Source organism: Bradyrhizobium sp. BLXBL-01, assembly GCF_051853025.1.
Classification (GTDB): Bacteria; Pseudomonadota; Alphaproteobacteria; order Rhizobiales; family Xanthobacteraceae; genus Bradyrhizobium.
Genome location: NZ_CP182471.1, coordinates 2,435,229 through 2,455,948, shown reverse-complemented (window position 1 = coordinate 2,455,948; position 20,720 = coordinate 2,435,229). Strand labels below are relative to the sequence as shown.

The following is a 20,720-nucleotide window of genomic DNA, read 5'->3' as shown; positions in this document are numbered from 1 at the left end:
CGCTCGGGCAATTAGCTCATACCAACTCGCCCTTTCGCAGGTCCCAGTATCGATACTCGGGCCGCGGCTGCGGATATGGAAGGAGAGCTAAGCCGTCGCCCTGAATGGCGATATCGAGATCAGCGTCTGGCTCCGAACCTATGTCGATCGGCGCTATCGTCAGGTTGACCGTGTCTGGAACGCGCTCAAGGTTGTCGGCTACGGAGCGCAGAATCTCTTTGGCCGACGTTTCATGGATTGCGAATAAGAACGGCTCGGTCCCCCACCAGGGCCACCATGGGACGACCAGCGACGAACTCGTCCAGAACGGACCTCTAGAGTCGTTTACAACCCAAAACTCCTGAACGGATCGATCCGGACCTATGTCCGCAACTCCGCGGCCGTCAAGAATATTGCGCAAGAAGCCTGCAGCTATGTCGGCTCCGCAGAGGAGAAAGGCGGATTCATAGTTCGCATAAGCTATGCGCCCGCTTGCAACTCTCTGCTCCCGTTCCCGTCGAGGGCCACCATCCGTTGGACCTCCAGGACCGCCGGGGCCACGGGGCCCATGCATATTGTGTTCGAGCTGCCGGCGCAGCTCCTCCTGCTGCTGTTGTTGCGGTACCTGTTGCTCTTGAATTTTCTGGACCTGCTGCGGCCCGTAGGTTGCCGCGGCTGACAGGGAGTTTATCTTCGCTTGAACCCTCGCCGCCACTACGGCGATCGATTCAGGGCTGGCAACTGCAAGCGTTGAGACCTGTTCGCCTACTGCGCCGGCGGCGTGCTCGCCCGGAATAGCGCCGAACGCGATTCCATATCCCCCGGCCACGACGACATCGCGCGCTCGCTGACCAATGACATGCTGCACTTGCTCCGCAAAGGCCTTGCGCGAAAGCCTACGTATCGCGGCGCGTTTTGCCCGTACCCTCGAGAGGCTTCCCTTGGCTTCGGCGACCACAACGCTTTTTTGCTGGAAGCCATACTTGCAGGCAGGATCGTAGACAAAATCCGGCCTTCTCTTTTTCGAGTCAGGATCGCCAACGGACGGGCTGAGCTCGATCTCCAGCATATTTGCTCGCCAATGAAATCCGAGGCGCTCCATCACGAGATCTGCGACAGCCACTCCCACCTTCGCCGCCAAGGAGGTCAGATCTTCATCCGGAAGGATATCGACCTTTGTCGTGACCGAGAATTCGGCGTTGTTAGGACTGATGAAAAGATTTATTCGTTTAGCATGACAAGCCGCGTTCGAGTGAGCGAGCCATATTCTCTCCTCTTGAGATAGATTTGGGACCGCAGCCTGGATCGTCGTTGTGCGAGCGAGTGATAGGACGAGATCCTTCCAGCTGAAGAGAAGCGGGCTTACATACGGCAAAGCGCCTCCGTCATGTGCGAGAGGATGAGCAACACGGACGGTTTGCAGACCCGTAATCCGCTTTCTGACGGGCTTCCAATTCATCGGTACACCCAAATCTCTTGATCAGACTATGAGCTCTACGGGCCGCGTCTTGGTGCTTGGAGGCCCACGCGATTCCGATTACCGCCGCCCTGAGTAACAACACGTGACACTTGCAATATCAAATAGATACTACCACTACACCAGGGCAATTGAAAGGAGGCGCAAACCCGAGAGAGTGCTGCTACCCGCCACGATCCAGATTCCTTAGTCAACGCCCTCGGCCCCTTTCCTCAGCCTCTTGGACGTAAAAGCCAACCAAGGTCCCCAGGAACGCTCCAAGCGAAAGGGAGCCGAGGACAACCAGCCAATCGACGCTTCGGCGATATGCGACAACCAGTGCGCTCGCCAGACTGACGGAATAAACCGCAGCAATCCGTCCTCGTCCAGGGCGACGAGGGATTGATCTTCAGCTTTGGAGACCGTCATGACGGATATTGCTGACGAACCTGCTCCGTTGCGCGCCGTCAGAAAACGAGTTGCGAACCGCTCAAGTGCAAATCATCCCCCAAAACGGCGCATCATTTCTGCTTCTTGCAGAGCAAAATTGCATTTTTCCAGCGCGATCGAAATATAGACTGCAGGCAGCGCACGATTGTCCGCCTAGACAACGCGGCCTCAGAGATGCCCCGCCAAATTCATCGAGCCTGCACCAATGTGACGGTCGAGGTTTTTGGTAGCGCGTCCTTGGAGGTAGCGGCAGTGATCACCTGTGACACCAAGTCCAACACCTGCAGTGAACGAGCCTCCTCGGTGCTGCCAAAGGCAGGTGTCGGGATGAAGAAATTCTCGCCACTGTACGAGACGGCAACGACCGCTCCGACGGGGGCAGGAACGGCCCGCCTGACCTCGAAGAGCGGAACCGTTAGTCTTCGATTGTCCTTTTCGACCAGTACCTCGGGTATGAACGGATGGGTCGAATAATTCTGCGCGGCGATCAGGTCGCCGAGATAGTACAAGATGGCTTGGGTGGTACGTGGCTTGAACGGGAGCTCGATCTCAAGCAGTCGCAATTGTCTTACAAACGTCTGGAAGGTGACCATCGCACATAGATCACGGCCCACATTTAGCAGTGTCATGGTCGCATGAGTTTCCGGAAACTCTCGGCAGCCGGCGCTTTCGAATCGCTCACGGTCCCGCTCCACTGCGTCGCAGATATCAGTATCGCGTTGATTGGCTTTCGCTCGGCACCTCGCCGCGGCTTCGGCGGCGATCCGTTGCCTTTTTTGCACGGCAAGCGTGTATTCTTGTACAAAGATCAGCTTCACCAATTCCTTCGGAAACTTCAGCTGATCGAAATACTCGACAATGCCGGGCGCCAGCGGACGCTGCAGCTCCTGGGCGAAAGCTGCATAATTCAAATTGTTCATCGTGAATGACGTGAATCCGCCGTTCACATTGACCGCAGGATTCACATTATATGTCGTGAGCCCCAATACGTCGAAATTGAAGGTCCCCCCGGCCGTTCCCGAAAAAGTCGGAGTCGCAGCTACGTCTCCGAAGCCGACGAAGGACATCGGCGCACGTTGACTCGCCCGGACCGCATTCAGCAGGATTTGACGATTGTTCGATTCGGCAATGGCTTGATTGTAGGCGTCGGCCTTATGTTCAAGCTCTCCTCGCGTGCAGCCCGTGGCGCAAGCCAATAATATCACTAAAGCAACAGCACGACGTGCTGATCGTACCCGACATTTCAATTGAAATCGCACCGCCCCCTCCTATCACCCAAAATGGTTACGTTGCGTCCGTCACAACCGGGAGTCAACGGCAGTCAGTGGACAACCCTATTGGGCATGCTGGTGCGCGACGCACGCCTCTCGGGATAAGTGATGAGTCCATTACTCAATGGGTCGGCTGCTTGCCAATTCTACCGAAGCGTGTATCGTTATTCCGGTCCTTTCATAGAACCTACTTTGTACCTTAGTAAGTATATTGCGGAGCCGTATGCCCATTGATGGATGCTCCGCCAAGCCAACTTCTCAGCATGAAGAACTACTGGAGCTTTTCTGATGTCCGTGGACGAGTTCATCGACAGAGCGCCCTCCCAACCGGAAGACGGAATTGGCCTTGCGCTCTCTGGGGGCGGCTACCGTGCCATGGTATTCCATGTCGGAGCACTGATCCGACTGAACGAGCTATCGCTGCTGCGCAAAATCAAGCGGATCTCCAGCGTCTCCGGCGGCTCGATCACGGCGGGGATACTCGGTGCGAACTGGAAGAATCTGAATTTCCAAAACGATGTTGCAACCAACTTCAACATTGTCGTCAACCAAGTCAGAGCAATGGCTGATACGACGATTGACGCCGGCGCGATCATCGGAGGCATCTTGCTGCCCGGGTCTATCAGCGACCGCGTTGCAAAGGCTTATGACGATGTCGCCTTCAAGGGAGCGACACTTGCAGATCTCCCCGACGACGGCCAACCGGGCAATCCGCGCTTTGTCATAAACGCGACCAATATCCAGACGGCGGCTCTCTGGCGCTTTTCGCGTAACTACATGGGTGACTACAGGGTGGGATTGGTCGAGCGCCCGGATGTTCCACTTGCGAAAGCCGTGGCTGCGTCCTCGGCCTTTCCTCCGATCCTGTCGCCGTGCGAGCTCGATATCTCACAGGACGTCGTGAACACCCCTGGTGCCGACCTTCATCGTGAGCCCTACACCAAGACGGCGATCCTGAGCGACGGAGGGGTGTACGACAATCTCGGCCTGGAGACGATTTCGAAGAGATACACGACGTTGCTCGTCAGTGACGCAGGACAGAAAATCGCTCCCGAGCCCGACCCGCATCGGGATTGGGCACGCCACTCCTTGCGCGTGCTTGATACGGTGGACAACCAGGTCAGGAGCTTGCGCAAACGGCACCTGATCGACTCTTTCCAACGGAAAGACCACACGGGAACGTATTGGGGTATTCGGACGACCTTCGCCGACTACAAGCTCGGCCAGGATCCGCTTGGATGCGCGACCCGCAATCCGATCCCCCTCGCTGAGGTGCCGACGAGACTGGAGGCGATGCCCAGGAATTTACAGGATCGGCTCATGAACTGGGGCTATGCGATCTGTGATGCAGCACTGCGTGCACATATTGATCCGGCACTGCAGACGAAGCTTGGCGTCACCATAACCCCTCCGACGCAATTTCCTTTTGCTGGTGGATATTGATCGTGCGCGAGCCCTCATCTCCCGCGTTCCGTCGATTGCGCGTCTACGCGTTTGATCCGTCCGCTTCGACGGATCTGCGAACTGCCACCATGAACGCGGCGGTGATCAAGGTGCCCTGGGAACAACTTCAGCCTGGACCAACGGGCGAATATCTCGAGGTGATAGACGTAGACCCGGCGAGTGACGCGTTTTACGAACCGGTTGACCTGAACTCACCGCAGCTGCTCGCGCAAGACGGACATGCACCTTCGGAGGGCAATCCGCAATTCCATCAGCAGATGGTTTATGCAATCGGCATGACGACCATCCGCAATTTTGAGCGCGCGCTCGGCAGACGGATCCTTTGGGCTTGGAGGTGGGCACGAAGGGAAGATCTGACTGCATATAAAAGAAGGACTTACGTCGGCAGACTCCGCATCTATCCCCATGCGCTACGCGAGGCCAACGCATATTACAGCCCGCAAAAGCGAGCTCTCCTCTTTGGCTACTTTCGGGCCAGTGGTGAGGACGTCGGCAACAATTTGCCGGGCGGAATGATCTTCTCTTGTCTGTCGCACGACATCATCGCACACGAGATGAGTCATGCGATTTTGGACGGCATGCACAGGATGTATCTTGAGCCGAGCAATCCGGACTCCCTGGCGTTTCACGAAGCATTTGCCGACATTGTTGCACTCCTGCAGCACTTTACCATGCCGGAAGCCGTCAAGAACCAGATCGGAAGGCTACGTGGGGATCTCTCTCAGCGATCGTTGCTGAGCAATCTTGCTCTTCAATTCGGGCAGGCGATCGGCAACTATGGAGCTCTCCGCGATGGGATCGACAAGATCGATCCGGAGACCGGTCTTCCGGACGCGCGGGCGATTGCGCATGTGACCGAGCCGCACGAGCGCGGCGCCATCCTTGTCGCGGCGGTGTTCGACGCATTCGTAACCATCTATCGAACCCGTGTTGCGGATCTGATCCGGATGGTTACGGGCGAAGGCGAGCGCTTTCCCGACCGGGATCTTCATCCCGATCTGCTGAACCGTTTGACCGCCGAGGCAAACAAGACGGCAGGCCATGTCCTGCGGATGTGCATCCGTGCTCTCGATTATCTTCCTCCTGTCGACATCACGTTCGGCGACTTTTTGCGGGCGGTCGTTACCGCCGACAGTGATCTCGTCGCGGATGATGATCGTGGATACCGCATCGCTTTTGTGGAGGCGTTCAGAAGAAGGGGCATCTACCCGCGGGATTGCCGATCCTTGGCAGTCGACAGTCTGTTGTGGGGAGAGCCAGACGAGGACGTGGCTCTGGGATGGCTCGACGGAATTGACACAAGCCATAAAGAAAGCCGCGAGGATCTCTGGAAGCAAGCCATCGACAATGCAGGCGTCTTCTATGGACGGCTGAAGGACCGAAACAGGTTACCGGCAGACACGCTGCGCAAGATGGGATTGGCGCTGGATGACGATGCGCCGAAGACGATCAGGCGCTCGATCAAGGATGGCGGGGCGCCCGCTTTTGATGTCCAGTCGGTCCGAACCACGCGCCGTATCGGTCCCGACGGTGAGGAACTTCCGCAGCTCGTGGTCGAGATCGTCCAGGAGCGGAGAGGCTTCAGCGATGCCGACGAGCAAGCGAGCCACGATGCATCCAGGCACCGGTCGCGGGCTGCGGACTTCACCTTCCGTGGCGGATGCACGCTGATCATCGACCTTCATTCGGCGAAAGTCCGTTACATCGTCAGCAAGGATATTCTGAGCGTATCGCGACTCGAAGCGCAAAGACGGTTTCTGTTTGAGCGTGAGACGGAGTCGCTTGGAGCTACTTATTTCGGCCTCGATTCCCGCGAAGAGCCGTTCGCCTTTCTGCATCGGAACGGATAATGCCATGTTGAGCGCACGAAAAACGGCAGCAAAGCGAAACTCTGCGAGAAAAACAGCAGATAAGAAGCCGGCGCGCAAGAGAGGCGCCTCCTCTGCTCCATCTTCCGAAGCGGGAGCCGACAGGCCGGTGGATGCAGCGTCGGCGGCAACAGCGGCACGAGCCAAGCCCGACCGCATCTCCGTTCGCATGTACAACAATATCCTCGGCGACTGCTTTCTGATCAGGATTCCCGCCGGAGCAGAACGCGACGTGAAGATCTTGATTGATTGCGGAGCGCTGCAGGGAATGCCGTCAGCGGCGGACATTATGAACGAGATCGCCGCTGACTTGGCAAGAACGACGGGCTCTCGTCTCGATGTCTTGGTGGTCACGCATGAACATTGGGACCATCTGTCCGGATTTTATCAAGCGGAGACTATCTTCCGAAAGTTCGAGATCGACGAGCTGTGGCTCGCCTGGACAGAGAACGACAAGGATGCGGATGCGGCACGGATTCGTGCGCGACGGCAAAAGGCACTTCAGCTCCTGCTGACACTTGACAAGCACTTTGGGCCGGCCGCGGCCGCTCCGGAGGAGGATGAAGAAGAGGCAGGAGCGCTGAGATCCGGAGGGCAACGCGATGAAGTGAGGGAGTTGCTCGCGTTCACCGGTCAATCGCCAGGTGCGGCCCCAGCGAGAATGGATACTGGAGCCATTCTGACGATGCTCAAGGGGCTTGCCAAAAAGGTCAGATACTTCACGCCAGGCGCAGATCCGATACCGCTGCCCGCCGAAGTTCCGGTCCAGGCATACGTTCTTGGCCCTCCCAAAGACACCAAATTCCTCCTCCGCAGCAACCCGCGAAAGGGAGAGGTCTACCTGGCCGAGGATGGCGCCGGACTGGGCGTATACTTGGCGGCTGCGGTTCAGCTGGAGAAAGAAGCCATTGCGCTGGATGCCGACGAAGCCAGGGCGATCGAACTATCAATGCCCTTTGACAACCAGCATCTCCGCCGGCTTTCGGAAGTCGCAGGGAAACAGAACCAGGCCTATTTTTCTGAACGGGAAGAGTGGCGGCGTATCGATCGCGACTGGCTCGGGGCCGCGGAACAGCTCGCTTTGAAGCTCGATTCTGATACCAACAACACCAGCCTGGTTCTCGCTTTCGCGTTTGGAAGCAAAACTGATCCTAAGGTGTTGCTCTTCCCGGGAGATGCACAGGTCGGAAACTGGGAGTCTTGGCAGCAATACGTTTGGCCGAGCGGTGCCAAGCGAGAAGACCCGGCCGCTATTGACATACAAAAACTGCTCGCCGCGACGGTGCTCTACAAGGTGGGGCATCATGCCAGCCATAATGCGACACTGCGGGCCAATGGACTTGAGCTCATGACCCATCCAGAACTTGTCGCTATGATTCCGGTGAGAGAGGAATTCGCTCGCAAAACGAAGCACTGGAACATGCCATTCCCCTCGCTGCTGGCACGTCTGTTGGAAAGAACGAAGGGGAGAGTATTGCGTGCAGACAAGTCTCTGGATGATTTGCATGCCGACCGGGATCATCGCCAGGACAAACCAGGCGAGCTTAGTCGCGACGACTGGGAGGCCTTCTTCTCCCGCGTCACCGCAGGTCCCAAGTCGGCACATTCGGAGATAGCACCGCTGTACGTAGAATATTCGATACCGCTCGCATGAGCGCCAGCGAAAGAACGTAACGCGCTACTAGACTGTTTCGGCCATGCGGATTCAAGGGCGCAGGCTAGCGGTTTTCGGGCGCCGCGAATCTTCGCTCATCTTGTGCTTGGCAGCATGCTGACCGACGATCAGGTCATAAAAGGAGGATAATCTTCATCCGATGGGCCATAAAAATAGTCGTTGGAGATATACCACCGCCCGGACGATCGCGGACCGTAGATATAGTTGTTGTTGATGTAGTACTGACCACTGTTGCGCGGCCCGTAAATGTAATTGTCGCGGATGTAAAACTGACCGCTGTTTGTCGGCCCGTAGATGTAGCCATTCCTAATGTAGAATCTTCCGCTTCCGCCCATTCGCGAGGCTCGTCCCCTAAGTCAGTTTGCGTTGCAGCCTATCGGCCTCGTCGATCTCACCCCACGCTCAGCGACCGAGCACCTAAGAGCGCCACGACGGATCTTCTCGTGAGGCCGCAAACATTACAACATGATTGTGGATCCCCGCGTCCCTATAGCCAGCTGTGTACAGGATATAGGCGCCGGCAGCGGGGCATCTTGCATGCAACAGGAAATCGCCGGAGCTCAACGGAGCTCCAGCTTCGAATGCGCGCCGATCCACGCAATCACTATGAACTAGCGAGAGACCGTCCCAAATCTGAATAGATATGAGCAAGCGCTTTATCCGGAAGGGGCGCATCTCGCTTGGACATGGCTGGAAAATTCGAGACACAGAAATAGACGAGAAGAATAGCCGACAATCGATAGGTGACCGCCTCCTCGCGTCGCTGCAGAATGATCTCCCGCAAGAAGCTTTTCTCAGACCACCATTTCCTAAAGTCGCTTTCGAAGCTCTCACTGACCAATTTGGCGTAGTGATCGACCAATAATGACTGGAGCGGGCCCTCACTTGGCTCAACACCGAGCCATTCGGAGTAGCAGGTATCGAGAAGCGCGGATGTTTCCTTCGACTTAGCCAGCGCCGTCTGAATCTCGTCATTGACCGCGGTAAAGTAGTCACTTGTCGCTTCGATGAGTGCCATGCTCTTGGCGGCAGCGCGCTTCAATGCCGGAGAAGCCTGGACATTCGGCTTGTAGATGGTGTCGTGCGTCAGCTCACTATAGGCGTGCTGCAACAGAGTCCGTACCTGGACCTCGCAAGGCAAATCAGCCCAAATCTCGACCTCCTCAAATCGGAACGGCAAGCGCGATCTGAGTACGTAGTGCACCGACTGATAATCAAACTCATATGGCCGCGCTTTCTGCTCTTGCACGTAGTCGCGGGCCTTCTCGGCTATCCAGTCGTCGATGGACAAAATGGCCTCTTGCACTTTGTCCACGTCATTTGCCAACAAGACGACGAAGCGAAGTCCGACCTTGTCTTCGATTTCACTATATGGATCTTGATAGCCCTTGTTTCGGTAAAAGGCTTTTTGAAGCAGCGAGTCGTCCTGCTTGGTGCGCGCTTTGACTGGAATCTTGAGGAAAGCCTCAAGCGCGAGAGGCGAAACCGTAGCTTCGATTGCTCCACAAAGCCTTTGCGCGACGAATTTGCCCCAAGCCGTGTAGGCTGGAAGCTCCTTGCGCCAGCGGTCCAAAAACTCTGCTTCTGTCACTATCGCTCGTCTGTCATTGAGTGACGGATTGTCACGCGGGTCCAGGGATCAGAGCCTTCTCCCCCAAAATCTGACGCGGCTCCTGTCTCGATCACGACATCATGCGAATTGAGAGCATCGGTAGAGACGGAAAGCTCAATGTCTGATCCGAAACGAAATCGCCGCCTGCGCAATCGTTGTCCCATCTGCGTGATGTCCCTGACGATGGCGCGGGAGGGGAATCTGTTGGATTCCATGAAAGCTCGGTAAGCATCATGTGCATCGGCGGGCAGATACTGCGTTGCGTATTCATTGCTACTGAAAGTATTTGCCGTCTCTGTCTTCACGAATGTATGCAAGGCATCGACAAGATCCTGCTTCTGGTCGCGCGAGAAACCGGATCGTCGAACGAAATCCTTGGTGAGATCGAAAAATCGAGCGGTTTCGTAAGCTCCGTCTTCCATAAGGCCGCAACCGAGGAACGCATCGTAGAAGTAGAGCGCAGCCGCCTCGCGATGACTTTTCGAGATATTGGTGTCGAACACATATGCATCCCAGCCATTTGGAGGAGCAAGTCCTGCCGAGACTTCAACGAACATGCCGATTTTGTAGAGTCGCTGAGTGGGTGTAAGAAACAAATCGTCCAGGAACTCAGTGAATGTCGCGTCGCGGCTTCTATATCGCCGGAATCCCGAGTGTTTCTCAGCCTTGATGACGCCGACGTACCTCCGGTTTCCTGCGCCTACTGTGCCGTCAAAAACAAGAACAACCCCGCCGGGGATGGACTGCGAGAGCTGCACATCGGCGAGCCGATCGGGCACGCGCCTCGAAATGGAAAGAAAATCAGTGTCGGCGGCGGCGACCAACTCCTGCACGTCGTACAGGTGGGAGCCTGGTCCATGCCGAATGATCCGCATCTGTAGGCTCTTCTGTTCTGCAGCTAGCGCTGCGGTCACTCGCTGCCGGAATTCGGCGATAGCGTCGACGTGAAGCCGCTCAAGAGCCTCGGCGTAAGATGGCTGCTTGCGCTTGCGGTCCGCCTCACGTTCGAAAACCTCGTGAATCGAAATTCGTTTGACGTTCAAATTTTCAAAAATCATGACCTCATCCCCTGGCTAGGACTGCAACCAGAAGATGAAAGATCCGTCAATGTCCGGGTGAGATGAATAGAACATATCAAGAACAAATGTCAAGCACTTCCGTGCTCGCTATCATTGCTGGTGCCGCCCAGTTCACGTGGAGAGCTATATTGCTCGGACTGAACGTATTTTTCGTGCGGAATCGCCTCATTTCCGGGCTTTTTCCTCGGTTCTGCTGCGTCGACGACCGGGTCGTGAAACTTCTATCCCCTAAGAGCCATCCGAAAACATCCCGCTCGGGGCTATTTTGATTGAACGGCCTGTAGTCGCGGCAAAAACGTCCCGATCGGTGCTTTTCTGATGTAGTTCGGTCCGGAACCTGCTATGATCGTCCCGATAGGGACGATTATGCCGAAGATCAGGACCAGCAAAGCCCTCGGAACTCTGATCCGGGATGAACGCAAGGACCAAGGCCTGACACAGGAACAACTTGCGGGCCTGACCGGGGTCGGCGTGCGTTTCGTGCGCGAATTGGAAGCTGGAAAAGAGAGCTGCCAGCTCGGTCGCGCACTTCAGGTCGCCGCCGCATTGGGTCTCACCGTCTCGGTTAGCAGCCGCCGGGAGACTCCGCGATGAGCCATCTGCTGGATGTCTATTTCGGCAGGGTCAAGGCCGGCACCCTCAGCCAGGATGAAGCCGGCATGCTCACCTACAGCTATGACGCCGGCTATCTTGCGGGCGGGGCACCCCGGGCGATCTCATTTTCCATGCCGCTACAGGAGGCGCCCCACCCGGACCGCATTGTCCGCCCCTTCTTTTCAGGCCTTCTGCCCGACGAGGGCGCCCGGCAACGGCTCGCCGGCGCGCTCGGGATCTCGGCGGGAAATGCCTTCGGCCTCCTTGAGGTGATCGGTGGGGAATGCGCAGGCGCCTTGTCGCTCTATCCAGCCGGTCAGGCTCCCCCATCCTCCGACGCCGATGGGGTCGAAGCACTGACTCCTGCCCGGCTCGAAGAAATTTTGGGCAAGCTCCGCGAGCGGCCCCTCCTGGGCGGAGAGGAGGGCGTGCGGCTCTCGCTCGCCGGAGTGCAGGATAAGCTCGCCGTTTGCCTTGAGGGAGAGACGATCGGGCTCGCCAAGGGGGGCCGGCCGACCACGCACATTCTGAAGCCCTTCATTCAGGCACTGGAGGGCAGCGTCGAGAATGAACTCTTCTGTCTGCGCCTCGCTGCACGACTGAAGCTGCCTGTGCCTAACGTCCAGATGCGACGGCAGGGAGGCATTTCATTCCTTTTGGTCGAACGGTACGACCGTTCAAGACGCGACGACGGCACCATCTCACGCCTGCATCAGGAGGATTTCTGCCAGGCATTGAGCGTTCCTCCGGAGCTCAAATACGAGGAGGAGGGAGGACCAGGGACCGAGCGTTCACTCGACCTCATCGATCGCGCCACAGCACGACCGGCAGCCGACCGGCTGCAGTTCATCCGCATGCTGATCTTTCACTATTTGGTCGGCAATTCCGACGCGCATGGGAAGAACTATGCCCTGCTTTATCGAGGCGAAGTGCCGGACCTCGCCCCGCTTTATGACGTCGTCTGCACGGCGGCTTACCCGCGGCTGGCAAAAAAGCTCGCCATGGCCATTGGCGGGCGTTCGGTCCCGGATACGATTCAATTGCAACACTGGCTAACACTCGTGCCCGCAACACGCGGCGCACAACGTCTGCTCGTCAAGGATATCAAGGAATCGGCAGACAGGATCAGAACCGCGGCCGACGGCCTCCTGATGGAGCTGGAAGAGGCAGGCGTCACCCACGCGATTCTCAAGACGGTCCGGACCGCCATAGAGACCCGCGCCTCTCATCTGCTGCGAATTACAGAGAAGGCGTGAAACAGCCGACGTAACCGGGCCAGCGCTCGGGCCTCCAGACGAATGTGCCACACCTGCGAAAGCCGTCCACGAGAAAGTCATCCGAACATCAACGCTGCTCCGTGCCGGGGTCCGAGATCAGTGGCGCGCCGCCGACCGAGACCGGCCCTTCTGGCTTAGAGGGCTGGGCTGCTCGTTTGATAGGCCTCGAAACGGAATGGGCTGGCGGAGGCGAGAGAGCAGGAGGAACAAAGCCAGGGACGGCTGGATTTTGCAAAGACTCAATCTTCGCGGTTAGCGCGTCCATCTGATCCGCCATTCGTTTCAAATCGGCTTGTAGCCCACCAATGTTGCGATTGAGCTCTGCAATCTCATTACTTGTTTTCTGTTGCCCTGACCGAACCTCGGAAAGGGCCTCGCTATCTTCAGGTGATAACCCCGGCGTCGGGGCGACCTCATGCGCCGACAACGTCTCGAAACATCCTTCGATATTGGTCCCGAAATAGGCGCCCCCAGCGCACAGGCCGAGGGAGACGGCCACGAACGCGAAAAGCCATGCAAAGCGTCTTGATGACCTATGCAAGGCCGGCGGCAACTCCGAGCCATTCGCTTGGTCAGTCACATTCGTCTTCCCACAATTCTCATCCATATCGGTCGTTCTCGTTGAGGTGATCACGGGCAACGGTCAAGACCGGTGGCGCGTCGCGGCCGCAGGTAGCATCGTTTCGCGCAACTTTGTCCCATTACTCAGTCTCTTCCCATGAGGCGCGTAGATGCCGGCGCAGCGAGGCTGCTGTAGCCGACAGTTCTTTGAAGCCGAGGCATGCAGAGCTGCGGCCCAAGCTAAAGTTGGTAGCGCGACGATTGAACGGCGAGTTACCTCGGCAAGTTCTCACCCAGACAAGCACTGTTAGGATTCGGCTGCGCTCTTACCGAGTGCACCCCGAAGCGCTCGAGGTGTTCAATATCAGGACTCAAACCTCGCCGGCTTCTGCTTGTTGCCTATTCACTGGGCTCCGCCGCTGACTCGTGAGCCAAGTCTAAGTCTTGTGGAGTCAGCTGTTCGTGCTCCTGCCTAAGAATCGATGCTTTAAGCTGCGCAATTCGTCGCGCTATCTCCTCGTCGCTAACTTCGACCTGCAGCTTCTCGGATATGAAATGCAGTCTTGCCTCGCATTCGCGAATGAGCTCAGCCCACGTCTTGACCCACACTTTGTAGTTATCTTTGGCGATCAGAATGCCCTCGGGACGTCCTTGTTGCGTGATGCGCTCCCTGACGTAGTCGTCATAATCGCCAGTGACCAGATAAAAATTCCAATATGTTGACGTATGGGTGAAGTCTGGCTGCTTTCTGATCGCGTTGACATAGTCCTCCAACTGATCTGTTTCTTTTCGGCCGATGGTGAGAGAGGGGCGTTTAAGTTCGATCAGGAGAAACTCTCTATGCATTCGATTTTGATGCGGCACGATCCGCCCCAAAAACGAATCTACACGCCCTATCGATCCGTCAAGCTTAGTCACTTTTCGCCGTCGACTGTTGCGGTTAGAAAGCTCCTCGGCGACTCGCTGCATGATACGAGTAAGGCCAGCCTCGGCGAGCGTGATGTGGAAATTCTCTCCAAAAATCCAAGTATTGGCCTGAACAAGAACATCAAGCTCTCCGCGCTCCTTTACCGTCCGCTTGTGCGCGGGGTTAAAAACCATGCTCCTTAGGACTTCGAGCGCGACGATGCGATCGGCAATCAGCGTTGATGCCGAGATGATGTTCCCAAGATTGGTCTTTTGCAGCAGGCTCGAAAATTCATCCTGCCGGTTCTTTGGCAAATTGAAAACGTGATGCAGGATATTGTGGATCGCTTCCGGATTGTGCCGTACGGCCTCGCGAAGGAGTCGGAGAGTAATCTTCTTGAGCGGGTTTTCGGCGCGTTTGAATTCTCGAGAATACGATGAGACCGCATGAATCGCGATGTCGAATACTTGGCGCTCACGTTTCTCGACTTCTGTTTTCGGGTCCCCCTCGTACGGGTACACTCCGGCGCTACGCAGCTCATCGATAAGTTCGCTCGAGCGCTCAGCCTGCCGCGCACGAAAGTAGTCGCCCAACTTGTCACGGACGTGCTCAACGACTCGCAGGAAATCGACATCATTGAGCCCATCGAATTCAAGCAAATGCGCATCAGCGATCTCTTGGAAGAATGGCGCGTACGCATATGCTGAGAACTCAAATCCGGGGGCCGTGACATTCGCGGGTAGCGAACCCAGAACTACTCCGCTCTGTCCACCAAAATGAATCTTCCGTCCGCCAACGCTGTGCTTCCATTCAATAACTTTTATTGAGAGGTTCTTGACCGTTCGGTTCGGGCAAATGACGGAATGCGGAGCGAATTCCTTCGATGTGGAAATCGTCGCGATTGGATCAACGACGCGACCGTCAAAAATTATCTCGACATCTGGATATTGCAAAATATATGGAGCAAAGACGGCGGCAAAATCGGTTCGCGCTTCTTCTCCTGTGAGAAAATCGAATGTGTCTTTGAGAGGGCTGAGCTCGACTGTCGTTCCCGTCGCGGCGCCAATATCAGCATCTCCAATTTCACGCACTTCTGACTTGTGCAGCCGCGCGGCATCGATTTCGATAATTAGTCCTTGCAGCCCTTTCTGGCTTCGGTAGATGCTAGACCATCGGGCCCGTTGCGCCACTGAAAAGAACCGCAGCCGGCCTTGGCCTTCTTTTCCATGCAGTGCGCGATTGGATTTCGTTCGCTGCCGTTTACGTTTCCAAGATGCGCCGAGATTTTCGAAATCAGCAAGCGCGCGTTCTCGACTGATCCCTTCCCCGTTATCGCGAATGGTTATCGCGTCGAGTCCGCCCAAAGCGTTCCTGTTTAGCTCAACCGAAACTTGCGTGGCGTCTGCGTCAAGTGCGTTCCAGACAAACTCGGCAATGGCTCGAATTGGGTCGCGAGTGGGTGCGATCTTTTGCAAAGCGTCTTGCTGCGCTTTGAGCTCAAGAACCGTCATTCACAACTCCTAATGTCGATGCTTTGGCGTCAGGCCTGCTGTTCGGCATGACCCGTTTGGAGAAGCCAAAGTTCGCTCAGACCGTCAGTCCGAATGAGCAACTATCAATTGAAAATTGGACGGAAAGTCAACCTGATAGCGGTTTTTACACAGAGTCTCGATGCCCGGTCGACAAGTGGGAGACAACATCGACCCTTGGGAGATATCCCAGTCCGGACCGCTTCGCGCGCGACGTGCGTAAAGGTGCATAATTACTGCACGGCGAATAGAAAAACGCAGGCTCGAAACCCAGTCACGCGTCTAATTTCAGACTACGATGGAGAGGACGTAGTTGTTGGGGACATTACACAAGACTAGCGGTCGAGCCCTTCACGCACGTCCTGGATCATGCGCGAGCAGCTTAAGTTCATTTCAGCTTAGGTTTCAGCGTCAAAGAACTACGGGCATCAGGCAGCATAGTTTGGTCGGTCAAAAGATAAGGCGCTCTACAGGAACGCGAACTACCTGCAGCCGTCTACGAGCGAAGCTTTCGATCACGAATACGGCCCAGAAACTGTGGTCCACTTTGCTGGAATTTATCGGTGCATGGGTTGTCATCGCGATCGGCATCGCGGCGCGGCATGTTCTGCCTCCGCAGGGACATCACACGCATACACCGGTGCAAGGATCAATCCGATAGCGATTGATTGTGTACGCTGATCACAATCCGAAATCGCTATCATAACTCGGACTGTTGAGGGTCCCGAGCGGTGGCGATAGGGATTCAGTCAAGCCCCGAATGCAAAGGCATGCCGATAGACCAAACATCGAATTAGAGGCTGCGCTGACAGCCGCAGCGGATCGCGGCCATTCTTATCAAGGCACGCCGCGATCAGTATCCCGCAACTGTAAGGCCGTGTGCTTGTCCGGACGATCGTATGCGCCACGGCAGGGCTTGTGGCGGACGAAGTGTGTGCCCGCGGCCTCGTGGAGCTGCCCCACCTTGCTATACGGTCGACGTCCCCCCGATGATCGAAGCTTATCGTAGGACCATCGCGTCGCGATGAGACCAATGCGAACCACACACCTTACCGATGAGCCGCGCTTTGCCGTTCGTTGACAATTTCAAAAGCCAGGCGTCCCTTTTTGCCCGATGCTTCAAACGCTCGAGTAAGGTCTTGATCCCTTTGCAAACAATAGATAGATCGCGATTGTTTGAATTGGAGATACTGTAGTGGCAACAGGTATTGTAAAGTGGTTCAACGCGACAAAGGGCTACGGCTTTATCAAGCCCGATGATGGCGGAGCCGACGTATTCGTGCACATCAGGGCAGTCGAGAAGGCCGGCTACACCGCTCTTGCTGAGGGCGCTCGGATTAGCTTCGAGGTCAAGACGGGCAGCTCCGGCAAGGTGTCCGCGGAAAATCTGCGTATAGGATGATCTCGGCAGTTCAGGGACAGAAGAAGCTATCGCTGCTTCGACTGCCGAGTGCACCTCGAGAACCGTCCCCTGCGCGGCAGCAACGCAGGATCCAGAACGGTGCGAAATCGCATTCCGGACCGGGTCGTGACACTGATCCAGACGCACGCGGGGCCGAACGCCTCGCCAGCGCCGGCGGATTTTGGCCTATTCTCCGCCCTCGTAGAAGAGCTCGAGTGGCAGGCCGACCAGCGCCTTGCCGATCCAGTCCCGAGCAATCACGTTTGACGGTCCCATGGCGATCGCCGCCCGCGCGTCGCGGAAAGCGCGCTCGATGGGCCCGCGGTGATAGCCGTAACCTCCCGTGACCGTGAGCGCTGCTGCCGCGACCTTGTTCGCAACCTCGGCGGCATGGACCTTGAACTCGGTCAGAGGAATTAGGATTTCGCTCTGCGGCTTACCGGCCCGCCAGAGCTCATCCAGCCTCGCCGCGAGTTCCAGGCGCCACGGCCGCAAGGTCTCGACCAACACCTTGGCCGCACCGAGCTCCTGCCGGATCGCCTGGTAATCGGACAGACTCTTGTTTCGATCCTTGTGAACGAAACTCGTGGCGTGCTTGACCGCCGCGTTCAATGCGCCGCGGGCGACGCCTTCCCAGACCGCGCCGAGCCCGATCAGATAGACCGGGGATACGCCATCGTAGATGATCTCCTTCCCCTGTCCCTCGGTGCCTAGCCGGTCACGTTGCGGCACCCGTACGTTGCTGTAGCGGATCGGGCCCGAGTGATTGCCGCGGACACCGAGCGCATCCCAAGGCTTGGATTCGATGCCCTCAGACTTGCCGTCAACGATGAAGAAGATGATGTCGGTTTGATCCTTGGCACCTGGGGTGCGTGTCTGGACGACATAGAAATCAGCTTGGCCGGAGCTCGTCGTAAACGACTTTTCTGCGTTGAGAAGATAATTGTCGCCGTCGCGCGAAGCCTCGGAGAGATTATACCACCAGTGTCCACCGGTGGCGCGTTCACTCGTCGAGTACGTTCCGAGCAGTGCGCCGTTGTTCGCTTTGAGCCAGCGCTCTTTCTGGTCATCATTACCGAACAGATTGATCGTCTGAGCCGCACCGACATGCATGACGTAGACGAGGCCAGTCGACGCATCGGCCTGTCCGATGCGGTAAGCGGCTTCGGCGAAGTCAATATGGCCAAGGCCGAGACCACCAAACCGTGTTTCGTTCAACACGCCGGTCCAGCCGGCTTCCGCCAATGCCCTCAGATTTTCTCTTGGAAAGCGGCTTTCCAGATCATTGCGATCGGCGTTGACCTTGACGGTCGCATCAATCGCGGCATCCAGCCGAGAATAGATGTCAGAATCGATCTTGCGCGCAAGATTGTCGTTAGCCATTGGTCATTCTCCCTTGTGTTTCGTCAAACTGTGACAACGGCATGGATGAGCGGTTTCTCGGCGACGTCAGTTTGCGGCGAGCCGCCGAGGTAAAGCGCCTTGATGTCGTCGCGGCTGCGCAGTTCGGCTGACGAGCCGGACAGAACGCTGCGGCCATTCTCAAGCGCGACCGCATGATCGGCAAAGCGTAGCGCAACCGTCGAATTCTGCTCCGCGACGAGGATCGAGAGACCCTGCTCGCTGTTCAGCTGCTTCAGCGCTCGGAAAATGCCTTCGACGACGAGCGGCGCTAGCCCCATGGAGGGTTCGTCCAGCACCAAGAGCCGTGGCCGTGACATCAGCGCACGGCCGATCGCGGTCATCTGCTGCTCGCCGCCTGAGGTGAGGCCCGAAATCGACCTGCGGTGATCCTTCAGTCGCGGGAAAAGCTCGTAGATCTCGTCAAGGTCGCCACGGATCAGGCGAGACTTTGCGTCTCGGCCAATGGCGCCGGTGATAAGGTTCTCCTCGACGGTCAGCGAGGGGAAGCAATGCCGGCCTTCAAGCACCGGAACGATCCCGGCCCGGACCAGCTCCGCGGGCGATGCGGACACGATGTCGTGGCCGTCGAAAACAATGCGCCCGGCAGCCACCTGGCCGCGCCGCGCCGGCAGCAGCGCCGAAATCGCCTGAAGCGTCGTCGACTTGCCCGCGCCGTTTGCCCCGAGTACCGCGACGATTTCGCCACGCCGAACCGCAAATGATACGTCACTCACCGCTCGAATGGCGTGGTTGTAGGTTGCCGCCAACCCTTCGACCGAAAGCAGAACGTCACTCATGCCCGGATTCACCCCGTCTAAAACTGCGGGAGCCGAGGCTCCCGCAGTTTCCCAAGCGTTGCCTTGCGCTACTGGCTCACCGGTTCATCGCCGGAGGTCCGGATCTTGATGTTGTGCTCCTTCGCATAGGCGGCTGACGACTTCTCGATGATGGGCCGCAGGGATGCCCAATCCGGTGCAATCCAATCCGAGACGACCTTCCATTTGCTGCCATCCCATTGCTGGAAGGTGACGCGGCCATCCCCTTCGTGATTGTCCCAGTTGACGTTGATTGAATGGAACAGGCCTTTCGCACCCAGCGCCTCCACCCGTGCTGGGTCGAGCTGGAGGTGCTCAAAACCCCAACGAACCTCATCGCCGGTCAAGGTGCGCTTGCCGAACTTTGCCTGCGCAATCCGGACAGCTTCGACATTGAGAATGCCGTTTACTATTCCGAGGTTGTGATAGACGCTGCCGATCCGCTTCTTGTCGTCGAGATTGCCCTTGTTCGCGCCGTAGACGGTCTTGATGACCTCCTGAAGCACGGAATAATCGGCGCCGGAGGCCTGGGTCGTGATTGCGATGTAGCCCTTCGCGGCGTCGCCGGCGGGAATGACATCCTCCTCGGAGTTGGACCAGACATTGCCGATGATGTGGTCGGCGGGGAAGCCGACCTTCTGCGCGGTCTTCAGCGCCACCGGGTTCATCACGCCCCAGCCGCGCAATACCACGTAGTCCGGCTTGGCCCGACGGATGGAGAGCCATTGCGATTGCTGCTCATTGCCCGGGTGCGGGACCTCGATCTGCTCGACTTCAAAGCCGTATTTATCCGCCAGGAGCTTGTAGATCGGGATCGTCTCCTTGCCATAGGGCGAGCCATGATAGAGCACGACGATCTTCTTGCCCTTCAACTTGTTCGCACCGCCTTCTTTGGAGGCAATGTAGTTCACGATGCCGGACGTCTCGCTGTAGGGATTGAGCAGTAGCGGAAAGACATAAGGGAACACGCGGCCGTCGGTCGAATCGGTACGGCCATGGTTGATGGTAATCAGCGGCACCTTGTCCTTGGTGATGCGGTCGATCATGGCATAAGCGATGCCGACCGACAGCGGGTTCCAGGCCGCGATCCCTGGCCGGCTCTTTAGCCGCTCATAGACCTCGACGCCGCGTTCCACTTCGTACTGGGTCTCACCTTCATCCCAGGTCAGCTTGACGCCGTTAACGCCACCATCGCGAATGTTGATCAGATTGAGATAGTCGATGAAGCCGCCAAAGAACCCGGTACCGCCGGCGGCATAGGGGCCAACGCGATAGCTCTGCAGCGGAAAGAACTGTTCGTCGGCGTGCACAGCCAACGTACTGGCAAAGCCGACGGCGAGCGCCGCGCCTACTGTTACCTTCAGGCGTCTCATCATG

General features: G+C 57.2%; 15 protein-coding genes. 7 read left to right on the top strand and 8 right to left on the bottom strand.

Annotation, left to right across the window (positions count from 1 at the left end):
• Window positions 1–16: 16 nt before the first annotated feature.
• A complete protein-coding gene (locus tag ACNJYA_RS11040) occupies window positions 17–1,438 on the bottom strand; it encodes a hypothetical protein (protein WP_439402864.1) in 1,422 nt (473 codons plus the stop codon).
• A gap of 424 nt (window positions 1,439–1,862) precedes the next feature.
• On the opposite strand from ACNJYA_RS11040, the gene ACNJYA_RS11035 reads away from it, so the two are divergent.
• Entirely contained in the window at window positions 1,863–2,012 is a 150-nt protein-coding gene (locus ACNJYA_RS11035) for a hypothetical protein (protein ID WP_439402863.1), read from the top strand.
• 61 nt (window positions 2,013–2,073) lie between these two features.
• On the opposite strand, the gene ACNJYA_RS11030 is transcribed toward ACNJYA_RS11035, so the two are convergent.
• Entirely contained in the window at window positions 2,074–3,144 is a 1,071-nt protein-coding gene (locus ACNJYA_RS11030; RefSeq protein ID WP_439402862.1) for a hypothetical protein, read from the bottom strand.
• A 300-nt stretch (window positions 3,145–3,444) separates the two neighbouring features.
• On the opposite strand from ACNJYA_RS11030, the gene ACNJYA_RS11025 reads away from it, so the two are divergent.
• The 3 genes from ACNJYA_RS11025 to ACNJYA_RS11015 are packed head-to-tail and all read left to right on the top strand — an operon-like array spanning window position 3,445 to window position 8,142.
• A complete protein-coding gene (locus ACNJYA_RS11025) occupies window positions 3,445–4,599 on the top strand; it encodes a patatin-like phospholipase family protein (RefSeq protein WP_439402861.1) in 1,155 nt (384 codons plus the stop codon).
• 2 nt (window positions 4,600–4,601) lie between these two features.
• A complete protein-coding gene (locus ACNJYA_RS11020) occupies window positions 4,602–6,470 on the top strand; it encodes a hypothetical protein (RefSeq protein ID WP_439402860.1) in 1,869 nt (622 codons plus the stop codon).
• A 4-nt stretch (window positions 6,471–6,474) separates the two neighbouring features.
• On the top strand, window positions 6,475–8,142 hold the full coding sequence (locus tag ACNJYA_RS11015) for an MBL fold metallo-hydrolase (RefSeq protein WP_439402859.1): 1,668 nt from the start codon (window positions 6,475–6,477) through the stop codon (window positions 8,140–8,142).
• Between the two features lie 625 nt (window positions 8,143–8,767).
• On the opposite strand, the gene ACNJYA_RS11010 is transcribed toward ACNJYA_RS11015, so the two are convergent.
• On the bottom strand, window positions 8,768–9,754 hold the full coding sequence (locus ACNJYA_RS11010) for a GTP pyrophosphokinase (RefSeq protein ID WP_439402858.1): 987 nt from the start codon (window positions 9,752–9,754) through the stop codon (window positions 8,768–8,770).
• Entirely contained in the window at window positions 9,754–10,833 is a 1,080-nt protein-coding gene (locus ACNJYA_RS11005) for a nucleoid-associated protein (protein WP_439402857.1), read from the bottom strand. The genes ACNJYA_RS11010 and ACNJYA_RS11005 overlap by 1 nt, the downstream gene beginning before the upstream one ends.
• A 387-nt stretch (window positions 10,834–11,220) precedes the next feature.
• Between ACNJYA_RS11005 and ACNJYA_RS11000 the strand changes: the two genes are divergently transcribed.
• Complete coding sequence (locus ACNJYA_RS11000) at window positions 11,221–11,448, top strand: type II toxin-antitoxin system Y4mF family antitoxin (protein WP_439403428.1); 228 nt, start codon at window positions 11,221–11,223, stop codon at window positions 11,446–11,448.
• Window positions 11,445–12,704: a HipA domain-containing protein gene (locus tag ACNJYA_RS10995; RefSeq protein WP_439402856.1), complete on the top strand. Its 1,260-nt coding sequence runs from the start codon at window positions 11,445–11,447 to the stop codon at window positions 12,702–12,704. The genes ACNJYA_RS11000 and ACNJYA_RS10995 overlap by 4 nt, the downstream gene beginning before the upstream one ends.
• A gap of 981 nt (window positions 12,705–13,685) precedes the next feature.
• On the opposite strand, the gene ACNJYA_RS10990 is transcribed toward ACNJYA_RS10995, so the two are convergent.
• Window positions 13,686–15,704: an ATP-binding protein gene (locus ACNJYA_RS10990; RefSeq protein WP_439402855.1), complete on the bottom strand. Its 2,019-nt coding sequence runs from the start codon at window positions 15,702–15,704 to the stop codon at window positions 13,686–13,688.
• A gap of 1,213 nt (window positions 15,705–16,917) precedes the next feature.
• Between ACNJYA_RS10990 and ACNJYA_RS10985 the strand changes: the two genes are divergently transcribed.
• Entirely contained in the window at window positions 16,918–17,124 is a 207-nt protein-coding gene (locus ACNJYA_RS10985) for a cold-shock protein (RefSeq protein ID WP_439402854.1), read from the top strand.
• 186 nt (window positions 17,125–17,310) lie between these two features.
• Here ACNJYA_RS10985 and ACNJYA_RS10980 read toward each other — a convergent pair whose 3' ends face one another.
• The 3 genes from ACNJYA_RS10980 to ACNJYA_RS10970 form a co-directional block, all read right to left on the bottom strand.
• Window positions 17,311–18,507, bottom strand: coding sequence for an acyl-CoA dehydrogenase family protein (locus ACNJYA_RS10980; RefSeq protein WP_439402853.1), 1,197 nt, complete (start codon window positions 18,505–18,507; stop codon window positions 17,311–17,313).
• A 23-nt stretch (window positions 18,508–18,530) separates the two neighbouring features.
• Window positions 18,531–19,325 carry an ABC transporter ATP-binding protein gene (locus ACNJYA_RS10975; protein WP_439402852.1) on the bottom strand — a complete coding sequence of 265 codons (795 nt, stop codon included), beginning with the start codon at window positions 19,323–19,325 and terminating at the stop codon, window positions 18,531–18,533.
• A 68-nt stretch (window positions 19,326–19,393) separates the two neighbouring features.
• Entirely contained in the window at window positions 19,394–20,716 is a 1,323-nt protein-coding gene (locus ACNJYA_RS10970) for an ABC transporter substrate-binding protein (RefSeq protein ID WP_439403427.1), read from the bottom strand.
• Window positions 20,717–20,720 lie beyond the last annotated feature (4 nt).

Excerpts from the sequence above, each read along its gene's own strand:
- ACNJYA_RS11040 (WP_439402864.1), bottom strand. The coding sequence starts at position 1,438 with ATGAATTGGAAGCCCGTCAGAAAGCGGATTACGGGTCTGCAAACCGTC.
- ACNJYA_RS11035 (WP_439402863.1), top strand. The coding sequence starts at position 1,863 with ATGACGGATATTGCTGACGAACCTGCTCCGTTGCGCGCCGTCAGAAAA.
- ACNJYA_RS11025 (WP_439402861.1), top strand. The coding sequence starts at position 3,445 with ATGTCCGTGGACGAGTTCATCGACAGAGCGCCCTCCCAACCGGAAGAC.
- ACNJYA_RS11015 (WP_439402859.1), top strand. The coding sequence starts at position 6,475 with ATGTTGAGCGCACGAAAAACGGCAGCAAAGCGAAACTCTGCGAGAAAA.
- ACNJYA_RS11005 (WP_439402857.1), bottom strand. The coding sequence starts at position 10,833 with ATGATTTTTGAAAATTTGAACGTCAAACGAATTTCGATTCACGAGGTT.
- ACNJYA_RS11000 (WP_439403428.1), top strand. The coding sequence starts at position 11,221 with ATGCCGAAGATCAGGACCAGCAAAGCCCTCGGAACTCTGATCCGGGAT.
- ACNJYA_RS10995 (WP_439402856.1), top strand. The coding sequence starts at position 11,445 with ATGAGCCATCTGCTGGATGTCTATTTCGGCAGGGTCAAGGCCGGCACC.
- ACNJYA_RS10990 (WP_439402855.1), bottom strand. The coding sequence starts at position 15,704 with ATGACGGTTCTTGAGCTCAAAGCGCAGCAAGACGCTTTGCAAAAGATC.
- ACNJYA_RS10980 (WP_439402853.1), bottom strand. The coding sequence starts at position 18,507 with ATGGCTAACGACAATCTTGCGCGCAAGATCGATTCTGACATCTATTCT.
- ACNJYA_RS10975 (WP_439402852.1), bottom strand. The coding sequence starts at position 19,325 with ATGAGTGACGTTCTGCTTTCGGTCGAAGGGTTGGCGGCAACCTACAAC.
- ACNJYA_RS10970 (WP_439403427.1), bottom strand. The coding sequence starts at position 20,716 with ATGAGACGCCTGAAGGTAACAGTAGGCGCGGCGCTCGCCGTCGGCTTT.